At 44.8% G+C, this 9,791-nt stretch carries 11 protein-coding genes and 1 tRNA gene; 3 read left to right on the forward strand and 9 right to left on the reverse strand.

Annotation, left to right across the window (positions count from 1 at the left end; all coding sequences use genetic code 11):
• Positions 1-69 precede the first annotated feature (69 nt).
• Positions 70-816, reverse strand: a complete 747-nt coding sequence (gene fabG / locus M1B78_RS10190) for a 3-oxoacyl-[acyl-carrier-protein] reductase (RefSeq protein ID WP_005828602.1) — start codon at positions 814-816, stop codon at positions 70-72.
• Positions 817-847: 31 nt separating this feature from the next.
• A complete protein-coding gene (locus tag M1B78_RS10195) occupies positions 848-1,432 on the reverse strand; it encodes a TetR/AcrR family transcriptional regulator (protein ID WP_136009727.1) in 585 nt (194 codons plus the stop codon).
• A 237-nt stretch (positions 1,433-1,669) separates the two neighbouring features.
• On the opposite strand from M1B78_RS10195, the gene M1B78_RS10200 reads away from it, so the two are divergent.
• Positions 1,670-1,742: transfer RNA gene (locus tag M1B78_RS10200), tRNA-Met, on the forward strand.
• Between the two features lie 178 nt (positions 1,743-1,920).
• Here M1B78_RS10200 and M1B78_RS10205 read toward each other — a convergent pair.
• Positions 1,921-3,468: a sulfatase family protein gene (locus M1B78_RS10205; protein ID WP_257940597.1), complete on the reverse strand. Its 1,548-nt coding sequence runs from the start codon at positions 3,466-3,468 to the stop codon at positions 1,921-1,923.
• 190 nt (positions 3,469-3,658) lie between these two features.
• On the opposite strand from M1B78_RS10205, the gene M1B78_RS10210 reads away from it, so the two are divergent.
• Together M1B78_RS10210 and M1B78_RS10215 are read left to right on the forward strand one after the other, a co-directional pair.
• Positions 3,659-3,796, forward strand: coding sequence for a hypothetical protein (locus M1B78_RS10210; protein ID WP_255260483.1), 138 nt, complete (start codon positions 3,659-3,661; stop codon positions 3,794-3,796).
• A gap of 33 nt (positions 3,797-3,829) precedes the next feature.
• Positions 3,830-4,093, forward strand: a complete 264-nt coding sequence (locus M1B78_RS10215; RefSeq protein WP_255260484.1) for a hypothetical protein — start codon at positions 3,830-3,832, stop codon at positions 4,091-4,093.
• Positions 4,094-5,030: 937 nt separating this feature from the next.
• On the opposite strand, the gene M1B78_RS10220 is transcribed toward M1B78_RS10215, so the two are convergent.
• The 6 genes from M1B78_RS10220 to M1B78_RS10245 all read right to left on the reverse strand — a co-directional run.
• Positions 5,031-6,341 (reverse strand): anaerobic C4-dicarboxylate transporter family protein, encoded by a 1,311-nt coding sequence (locus tag M1B78_RS10220; RefSeq protein ID WP_257940598.1) that lies wholly within the window; start codon positions 6,339-6,341, stop codon positions 5,031-5,033.
• 127 nt (positions 6,342-6,468) lie between these two features.
• Complete coding sequence (locus M1B78_RS10225) at positions 6,469-7,299, reverse strand: hypothetical protein (protein ID WP_136009724.1); 831 nt, start codon at positions 7,297-7,299, stop codon at positions 6,469-6,471.
• 18 nt (positions 7,300-7,317) lie between these two features.
• Positions 7,318-7,686, reverse strand: coding sequence for a GntR family transcriptional regulator (locus M1B78_RS10230; protein WP_136009723.1), 369 nt, complete (start codon positions 7,684-7,686; stop codon positions 7,318-7,320).
• A 4-nt stretch (positions 7,687-7,690) separates the two neighbouring features.
• The gene (locus M1B78_RS10235; protein WP_257940599.1) at positions 7,691-8,536 is read right to left on the reverse strand and encodes a hypothetical protein; all 846 of its coding nucleotides are present in this window, start codon (positions 8,534-8,536) and stop codon (positions 7,691-7,693) included.
• A complete protein-coding gene (locus tag M1B78_RS10240) occupies positions 8,533-9,390 on the reverse strand; it encodes an ABC transporter ATP-binding protein (RefSeq protein ID WP_176468514.1) in 858 nt (285 codons plus the stop codon). The genes M1B78_RS10235 and M1B78_RS10240 overlap by 4 nt, the downstream gene beginning before the upstream one ends.
• Positions 9,391-9,483: 93 nt before the next feature.
• On the reverse strand, positions 9,484-9,791 hold a 308-nt coding region (locus tag M1B78_RS10245), incomplete at its 5' end, for a hypothetical protein (protein WP_257940600.1).

Raw genomic sequence — 9,791 nt, forward strand, 5'->3', positions numbered from 1 at the left:
AATGACAGAATTAAAGAATGAAAGTAGATTGTACCTTTCAATTCTTAATCCCTCAATTTGCTTGTCATTCTACATATTCATACCACCATCTACCTGAATTACCTGACCGGACACGTACGAAGACATGTCAGAAGCCAGGAAGGTAGCAATGTTTGCCACGTCTTCGGGTGTACCGCCACGGCGCAAAGGAATCTTCTTGCACCATTCAGCCTTCACTTCTTCGGACAAGGCATCGGTCATGGCTGTCATGATGAAGCCCGGAGCAATGGCATTGGCACGGATACCGCGAGAACCCAGTTCCTGTGCGATAGACTTGGCCAAAGCAATCATACCGGCTTTGGAAGCAGAATAGTTGGCCTGGCCGGCATTGCCGTGAACACCTACCACAGATGCCATATTGATAATGCTACCTGCCTTCTGCCGCATCATGATAGGGGTGCAGGCATGGATAAAGTTGAATGCCGATTTGAGGTTGACATTGATAACCATATCCCATTGCTGTTCGCTCATGCGCATCATCAGGCCGTCGCGTGTGATACCGGCATTGTTTACCAGAATATCGATGCGACCAAAGTCCTTATGGATTTCTGCCACTACATTGGCTGTGTCTTCAAAGTTTGCCGCGTTGGAGGCATATGCCTTTGCCTTTACTCCCAAAGCTTCCAGTTCCTTTGCTGTAGCCTCAGCATTTTCATCAATCACCAAGTCAGTGAATGCAATATTTGCTCCTTCTTGAGCGAACTTCAAAGCGATAGCCTTGCCGATGCCACGTGCTGCACCCGTCACAATGGCTGTTTTTCCATCTAATAATCCCATACTATTTTTAAATTATTTATAAAATGTATTCTTACTTCTTCCCTAACGCGCCAAGCACCAGACGGGTAACGTAAGCATCCCGCACCTCATCCTCCAGATTGGCTCCTATATGGCCACGAATATAAGGTGTTTCAATGCCTTTGACACTGTAATGCACAATCTCAGCAGTCATATCCAAATCGTCTATCTGGAAAACACCTTTCTCCATGCCTTCACGCAAGACTTCCTTGAAAAGTTGGGTTTCCTTGGCGTCAAAACGTTTGCGCACTTTCTCCACTCTCCAAATATCCCGAAAGAAATTGGCACGAAGGGTACCGTTCCGAAAAACAACCTCCTTCACTGCATCCAGATGGGTATAAATCATTTCCATCAGTTTCTCGTCCGGCTGAACATCCTTCTCCACCACGCGCTTCATCATATCCGAGAGAATATCCAGCTCCGACTCAACAACAGCCAAGTAAATATCTTCCTTGCTCTTGAAATAGGTATAGAGCGTTCTCCTACCTTTCTTTGAAGCGAGGGCAATATCATTCATCGTGGTATTTTCAACACCCATCTTTGCAAACAGCTGACGGGCAACGTCCACTAATTTAGCTTTTGTTTTAGATACGGTCATAAATTAATTGCACATTGCTTTATTATTTGAGCAAAAGTAAGACATTTCCGCATATCTTACAAGAAAACATTCATTTTATTAACAAATAGCTCTAAAAAGAAAGAAAAAAGCAGGCTTACTATCATTTTATTTATCAGCACATTACCTAGAAAAGCCTACTTAATCTCAAAATTATCATGCATTTTATTTGCATATTAAATAAAAAGCCGTACCTTTGCACTCACAAAACGATAACATCGCGGAGTGGAGCAGTTGGTAGCTCGTTGGGCTCATAACCCAAAGGTCATTCGTTCGAGTCGGATCTCCGCAACTATAATGAGGATAAATAGCTGATGTAAGCTTTTTATCCTCTTTTTTTTAAAAGGTCGGACAAGACAGGGGCAGTTTGCAGATTTTTTATGGAAATACATATAAAACAGATACCCTCATAGCCTAACGACCATGAGGGTATCTGCCGATTAAAAGCAAACCAGATTCTCCGATATACTTTACTTCATCTTTATACTTCTGTCTCGTACTTTTCTCAATATCTTTTCCAGTTCGAACACTTTCTCAGGATATTGTGTTGCCACATTCTTTTTTTCGCCTACTTGCTTCATATCATATAATTGAGGAGTACCCAAATATCCAGTTTCAATTTTCGGCCCCCAAGGTATCATTTCCGGTCCGTCACCTCCTTCAATGAATTTCCAGTCTTTGGTACGTACAGACAAAGTGTGGTTGGCAGCTTGCTCAACAACCCATGGACGATCCGTCTTGTCTTGGCCCAACAAGTTGCCCAGGCGGTTATAACTGTCGGGAGCACTTCCTTTCGGAATACGAGCATTCACTAAAGAAGCCAATGATGCCAACCAGTCTATTTGTGAAATAAGAACATCGCTAACCCCGGGCTTGCCGACGGCCTGGGGCCAATGCACAATTACAGGAACGCGAGTACCTCCTTCGAATGCACTATATTTCCCCCCTCGCAAACCACCGGTAGGTTCGTGACCGTTCAGTAATTCTTCCGCTTTGTCATCGTATCCGTCATCTACCACCGGACCATTGTCACTGGAAAGGATAATCAATGTATTCCCGGTCAGCCCCATTTCGTCAAGGGTTTCCAACAACCGACCTACACTCCAGTCAAACTGTGCGATAGCATCACCACGCAACCCCATCTTGTTTTTACCACGAAAACGCTCATGTGGAAAACGGGGAACATGCACATCATTCGTAGCGAAATACATAAAGAAAGGTTCGTCCTTATGTTGCTTGATAAACTCAATGGCATGTGTAGTAATGGAATCAGCTATATTTTCATCTTTCCACAATGCTTTCCCCCCCCCTTTCATATAACCAATCCGGCTGATACCGTTTACAATGGACATATCATGTCCGTGGCTTGGTTTGAGATTGTACAACAGTTCGGGGTTGTCTTTACCGGTAGGCTCACCGGGGAAATTTTTTACATAGCTCACTTCTATCGGAGCGGAAGGATCGTAATTGGCAACTTGGCCATTTTCAATAAATACACAAGGAACCCGGTCGGCCGTGGCAGCCATAATATAAGAGTAATCGAATCCTAAATCGCCCAAAGAGGCGGAAAGAGGAGCATTCCAATCTTGTTGCCCAGTTTTGTCACCTAACCCCAAATGCCATTTACCAAATGCTCCTGTGGCATAACCGGAACTTTTAAACATATCTGCTATGGTGTACTGTTCGGGACGTATAATCATTCCCGCATTTCCTACCGCAACGTCTGTTCCCGGTTTACGCCATGCGTATTCTCCTGTCAGCATGGAATATCTGGACGGGGTACTGGTGGCAGCGGTGGCATGTGCGTTGGTAAACCGGATACCTTTGGATGCCAAGCGATTAACATTAGGGGTTTGCACATTTTTTGCCCCATAACATTCCAAGTCGCCATATCCCAAATCATCAGCATAAATAAGAATCACATTCGGTTTGTCCGTATTCTGCTTTCCATTTTCCGCATAAGCTGTCAGGTATGAAGCTACAGCTAGAGAAAGCATTCCATAGTGTTTTTTTTTCATATAAAGTACCATTATTTTGTAAGTAATGCGAATCAGTATTTGAGATCACTTACTGATTCAGTTTATAAATTGTTATTATTCAATCTCCTCATATACTCATCTCTTAATCTCCTTGTTAATCAACAAATTATAAGAATAAAAAACACTCATTATTCTAATTATGATTCCCAAGTAGAAAGAGTTAAAACTTATGAATATATATATGTATATCTGCGATGTTTACGAGTCTTCACTGAAGTTCTACACCAATCAGGAGCTACTTACTGTACAGCGCTATTTTAGCATCAAAGAGATACATACATTTACCAAAGCATATTTGCTTTCCTAGTTTCCTAACCTTCCCAACTATCGGTTAAACCTGATGAGTGAGGCGATTAACGAACTGGTGAAGCTGCTGCTTACTTTCTTTAAACCAATAGATTGCGATTCTATGACATCACTTATTGACTCCATGCCCATCACTACTTGTGCAGGAAAGACAAAACAGAGGAAATGGCTACTGAAAATGATTATCTTATCATCCGCACAGGAGAATAATCTGACAGTTCTTAAAAGAGAAGTAGATGATGGTCTGATAAACAGAGATATATTTGCCGATAAGTATACTCAGACTTCGCATTTTTAGGAAATAAACAGCAAAAAAAGTGTAAACATACTGACTCCCACTAAAGTTATAAAAGGAGAGAATCCGATTATTACGCAAAGACAGAAAGCAGACAGAGACCTATTTTCTATTGCCGTTTCAAAGGTCAGACAACCCATAGAATCGTTTTTCAACCGGCTAAATGAGAAAACAAATACTCAAAGAACGATGAAAATCTGATTTACATTCGGACTTTTGGTACATACGATGGAGAAAATTGCCATCGCATTTATTTATTAAAACAATGAATCAGAGTTCAACTACTGATTCGCATAAGTAACAGATATTACAAACTTACGCAAAATCCTTTAGATTTTATGCCAGTCGCATAAAAAAACAACACCACCTCCTTCTCCTTAGCCTTATTTGTACTCTTGGTACACATTTTTTCTTATCTTTAGGTCTCCAGTAATTAAGCTATAAATTGGCTTCTTATGAATGTGGTCTTGATGTTCACAAAGATAGTATTTATATATATATCTTGTATAAAAACGGCTCAAAAATTGATTCAGTTTTTGGTAGTTGGATAAACTACGTGATTTGCTTGTTTCCCATCATGTTTGTGAAGTGTCCCTTGAGAATATGAGTATCTATTGGATTGTTGTTTGGAATAACTCAATGGTTTTGTAACCGATACCAATCGTGATATCCTGCGCCAATATCATGAGGAACGCTTGCAGATGAAGCGGCATAAACTTAAACCTTATTGATGAAAAGGACCGTGTCTTTGTGGGAGACTTCAAAAACAGGAAGTCTCCCGGGATAATGTGGGCCTAATAAATCATATCTATCCCCAAGCAGAAAGAGAGGGAGGTGAGCTTCTTTGTTTTTTTAGAGGAAAGATAGGGATATACTCCAAAAGGCTCAGAGTAAATCTACAAAATTACGGAAAGATTCCCTTCAAAAGAATCGGTTTCCGTCAAAACATCCTGATAAAGAACAATCCCAGCCCGATGGCAACCCCAGTCGAAATAAGTCCGGGCAGCATGAACGAATGATTCAGTACATACTTGCCGATGCGGGTTGTTCCGGTACGGTCGAAATTGATAGCCGCTATCACAGTGGGGTAATTGGGAATAAAGAAATAACCGTTTACCGCGGGAAACAGAGCAATCAGTACCAGAGGCGAAATGCCCAAAGCGATGCCTAAAGGCATAAGCGCACGCACAGTAGCAGCCTGGCTATAAAGCAGAATCGACATGACAAACAAGGCTATACCGAACAGCCACGGCATCTGCCTCACCACTCCTTCGATGGACTGGGTCAGCTGGAGCACGTTTCCCTGAAGAAAAGTATCTCCCATCCAGGCAATGCCGAATATGGCAATCACCGCCTGCATGCCTGCAGGGAATACGGAACCTTGTGTTGCCTTCATACCGTCGGTACGGGTCAGCAGCAAGATGAGGGCGGCAGCAGAAAGCATCACGATTTCGATGATGGCAGACATGCCGAGCTTCACCGTTTCTCCGTCTATCACGAAGGCAGGTCGTAAACTGTCGAACGAACCGAAGAACACGATAAAAACAGTGGCAAGGAAGAAGATGAGGACGGACAGGACAGCATGCCGCTTGTTATGTATATCCCTTATCTCCACCTTCGCAGCGGTCAGACAACCTTCGGATAACCGCTTCCTATATTCCGGATCGTCCGCAAGGTCCTTGCCCACCTTCATAGAAAACAAGGCACCCACAAGCACCCCGATAATGGTAGCCGGAACTGTTATTTTCAGAATATCGAACAAGGTAACGTCAAATCCAGTCAGCAACCCGAGCAAGGCAACGGTGGCAGCCGAAATGGGACTTGCCGTTATGGCCTGCTGCGAAGCAATCACCGCAATGCCCAGCGGCCTTTCCGGGCGTATCTTTGTTTCGGTAGCCTCCTCGGCTATCACAGGTAGTAGCGAATAGGCCACATGTCCCGTACCTGCAACCAAGGTGAAGAGATAGGTGACGATGGGACTTAGGATGGTGACCTGCGAGGGATTCTTCCGCAACAACCGCTCAGCCAGCCTCACCATATAGTCCAGTCCTCCGGCGGCCTGCATGCAGGATGCGGCAGAAATAACAGCGGCTATCATCAGCATGACGTCAATGGGAGGCGATGTGGGCTGCAAGCCAAAACCGAACGTCAGGACAGCCAAGCCTATCCCTCCCATTACTCCTAGTCCGATGCCGCCCAGACGGGCACCGATAATGATAGCCACCAATACAAATAACAATTGCAAGACCATACCTTACTTCTTTTGATTTCCTGCAAAGATAATGCAAACTGAATACAGAACTTTCATGCCTGCATGAAAAAGTTCTGTATTCGATGCAGCCTGTTTTCGTTTTCCGGTCAAAGATAATGTATTCGTACTACGGTTGTTCACCTATTTCCAATTTCGCAGCCTGTTTCAAATTCAAATGCAGAGAAGCTTCCTCCCCGACAGGTGTCCAAAGCACCTGCCGACATTCACCGACTTGCAGTGAATTCCAATGTTCGCGACTACCCGACAAATGTTCGGTGTCGATGTGGAATGAGTCGGCAACCACTTGCCAGGCATGCACTTCATCCAAATCTATATGCAAATCGCGCACCTCGCCACTGACGAACTTCAATTCAACCGCCCGAGCCGACAGCGAGTTCATCCGGCAGTTTCTCACCGAAGCAACGCCCCGCGTATGGAAAGCAAGCGAGTCGCGACGGAAATCACAGAAAGCGGCGGCAGCATCAACATCCACCAAGACCGTCTGCACAGTGGAAGGTATTTTCAGTTCCATTTGTTCCGATTTGATTTTCACAAAAGCGAAAGAATGCAAATCCGCCTTGCGGGAGAAATCAAAGGAAACAAGCAATGTGTCGCCCACCAAACTCATCGAGAGAAATTCATCCATATCACCGGCATAAGAAAAGCTACCTTGCCCGGAATCTGCCGGAGATACCGACAAGGGAACCTGACAGAGTGAATAAGAAATCCTGTCCGGCTCTCTCACTGTCCGCTTATGCTCTTCCCGTACAATGGAAGAGTGAAGTAGTTTCACTACCCTGCATTCGGGCAGTTCTACCGTTTTCCTTTCTCCGCCGATTTCAACGGCATCGGCCGATTCCCTCCCGACCATGTGACATGACGCATAAAAAATGGCACCGCATATCACCGCCAATCCGGCAACCAGCATTCCTATTATCACATACGTTGTTCGTTTCATGACGTTTTCTCTTTTTCTTTATTTTTGTTTCTTAATAAACTTCCGGTACATATCAGCCAGTTCTTCGGCTGATATGCCCAACATGGAAAGCTGCCTGAAAAAATAATCAGACTCTTCTTTCATAAAATACTCCTTGCGCAACGAGAATATCAACTCGCGGGCATCAGCCGACACAAAATAGCCAATGCCGCGCTTGTTATAAATCACCCCCTGCGTCTGTAAGTAATCGTAGGAACGCATCACGGTATTGGCATTTACCTCTACCACGGCTGCATATTCGCGCACCGAGGGGATACGTTCCTCCTTCCGGTATTGCCCCAGAAGCACTTCATCACAAATGCGCTCCGCTATTTGCAAGTAGATGGCTTTACTCTCTTTAAAATTCATACGACTACCAGCGATTAATGATTTCGGATTCTTTGAAACGGAAATAGGCAACTGTCCAGTTGAACAAAGCCATGAAGGAAGAAACCAAGGTTATCAGAAGCAGCAACTCATTTTCGGTCAGTTCGCCCATATTCCACATATATTGGTTTCCCAGCAGCAACTTGTGCATCATGACAATCACCAAAATATAGACTATGACGATGCCCACTCCTGCCACAAATGTTTTGACAAAGGCATTCTTAGACCAGATAGCGCTGCCAAGCACAAAGCAGGATTGAAAAAAGAAATACATGCTGAGCGCAAGCATAAACTGCTCGTAGGTGGGAAAAGCCGTCCAATACCCCGCACAATCGCCCACCAGACGGGAAAGTAACGGCACCTGTGCCACAGTCCCGGCTTCGGGATAGGCAGCCATGTATACCAGCATGCGTGTCCAGTCGGCCAGCCTATAGGCTACCAGATAGGCCAGCAAGAAACCAAAGGTAAACACCAGCCATCGGGCAAAAAACTTCTCGAACATGGTGGCAGGCGTCATCAGCACGCCCAACCGACCGTTCTTCGTCTTCATGCCTTCCATCATGAACGATGCACTGAGGCATCCCATAACGCCCATGCCTATCATGAAGATGACGGTTCCGAAAGTCCAGATATCCTGCTCTATCCTATCCTGCATCTGGAGTACATCCTGCCACCTGCCATATTCATAATAGGCATTCCAGACCAGAACAACGGTAAGCCCACCATACATCAGCAGCATGCGGAGCAGCAGGGACTTCCAATTCTCGATTATCTCCTTGCGACATACGTTGGCGAAACGGTGCAAACTAAAAAAAGTATCGTGTATCTTCATCTCGGTTCATTCATTTGGGGGTGGAACATTTCTGCTATCTTTTCGGGAACCGAAAGCGTGGCTCCAAACAGCAGTTCAAGGTTGATTTCCGTTTCAGCCTCTTCCGTATTGGGCAGCATCAGGTAATTGCCTTGCACGGAAGGGAGTGCATAGAGCGCACGCTTGGCCAATTCCCGGTCGTCGCTCTCCATAAACAACAGTTTGTTGCAAATGCCGGAGATGGATTCGTCGAGCAGCACATGGCTGTTGTCCATTATCAACACATGGTCTAACACTTTGTCTATATCGCGTATCTGGTGCGTGGAGATGACAATCGTCTTCTCCTCGGACATGCCCGATGCCAGAAACTTGCGGAACTGGCTCTTGCCCGGAATGTCAAGTCCGTTGGTAGGCTCGTCCATCAGCAGCAGAGATGTATTGGTGGCCAAGGCAAAACTCATGAAGACTTTCTTCTTCTGTCCCATGGATAATGCGCCCAAATGAGCATCCATATCCATCTCGAAAAGATGAAGATACCGCACCATGTCTTCTTTGCTGAAACGGGGATAGAACCGGCTGTTCAGTTCGATGTAACTGACCAAGGACACCGATGGAAGATCGAACTCCTCGGGCACCAAAAACATGTCCTGCAACGTGGCAGGCAACCGGCGGCGCACATCGGTACCACGATACATCACTCTCCCCCGTTTGGGAGTCAACAAACCGCTCATCAGATAGAGCAACGTGGATTTGCCCACGCCATTCTTCCCCAACAGCCCATACACTTTGCCCGTTTTCAGCGAAAGCGAGAAATCACTCAGGACTTCTTTTCTCCTTCTGTGATAACCAAACGAAACATTTTTTGCTTGTAGCATAACTTGAATGATTTAATGATTTTCAGCAATTATGTGCACTAGCACAGTAGTACACTACAAATGTAGCGCTTCTTTTCAATATAACAAGTGCTTTCACAGAAATATGCCTCCAAGAATACAAAAAGAAGGCAAAAAGAAAGAAATGGAAAAAGAGAACAAGCAGACTAAAATCGCCAGCAGTACATTAGTAAATAGACTGACTTCCAAAGAATACGTGCGGAAATCATATTCGAACATTATCCCGAACTGAAATCGGTCTACGACTTGGCTATAGAGTTGACCAATATATATTATAAGCACAATGACAAGGATGTGTGATGTGGAAAAAGCAAAAGCCCCCTCGTCATTTCTGACTCGGGGGCTTCCTCTAAAACGGCGACTACCTACTCTCCCACTGTTAC

The sequence above is a fragment of the Bacteroides muris (ex Fokt et al. 2023) genome, from assembly GCF_024704895.1.
GTDB lineage: Bacteria > Bacteroidota > Bacteroidia > Bacteroidales > Bacteroidaceae > Bacteroides > Bacteroides muris.

Excerpts from the sequence above, each read along its gene's own strand:
- M1B78_RS10195 (WP_136009727.1), bottom strand. The coding sequence starts at position 1,432 with ATGACCGTATCTAAAACAAAAGCTAAATTAGTGGACGTTGCCCGTCAG.
- M1B78_RS10210 (WP_255260483.1), top strand. The coding sequence starts at position 3,659 with ATGAATATATATATGTATATCTGCGATGTTTACGAGTCTTCACTGAAG.
- fabG (WP_005828602.1), bottom strand. The coding sequence starts at position 816 with ATGGGATTATTAGATGGAAAAACAGCCATTGTGACGGGTGCAGCACGT.
- M1B78_RS10225 (WP_136009724.1), bottom strand. The coding sequence starts at position 7,299 with ATGAAACGAACAACGTATGTGATAATAGGAATGCTGGTTGCCGGATTG.
- M1B78_RS10235 (WP_257940599.1), bottom strand. The coding sequence starts at position 8,536 with ATGAAGATACACGATACTTTTTTTAGTTTGCACCGTTTCGCCAACGTA.
- M1B78_RS10230 (WP_136009723.1), bottom strand. The coding sequence starts at position 7,686 with ATGAATTTTAAAGAGAGTAAAGCCATCTACTTGCAAATAGCGGAGCGC.
- M1B78_RS10240 (WP_176468514.1), bottom strand. The coding sequence starts at position 9,390 with ATGCTACAAGCAAAAAATGTTTCGTTTGGTTATCACAGAAGGAGAAAA.
- M1B78_RS10205 (WP_257940597.1), bottom strand. The coding sequence starts at position 3,468 with ATGAAAAAAAAACACTATGGAATGCTTTCTCTAGCTGTAGCTTCATAC.
- M1B78_RS10215 (WP_255260484.1), top strand. The coding sequence starts at position 3,830 with ATGAGTGAGGCGATTAACGAACTGGTGAAGCTGCTGCTTACTTTCTTT.
- M1B78_RS10220 (WP_257940598.1), bottom strand. The coding sequence starts at position 6,341 with ATGGTCTTGCAATTGTTATTTGTATTGGTGGCTATCATTATCGGTGCC.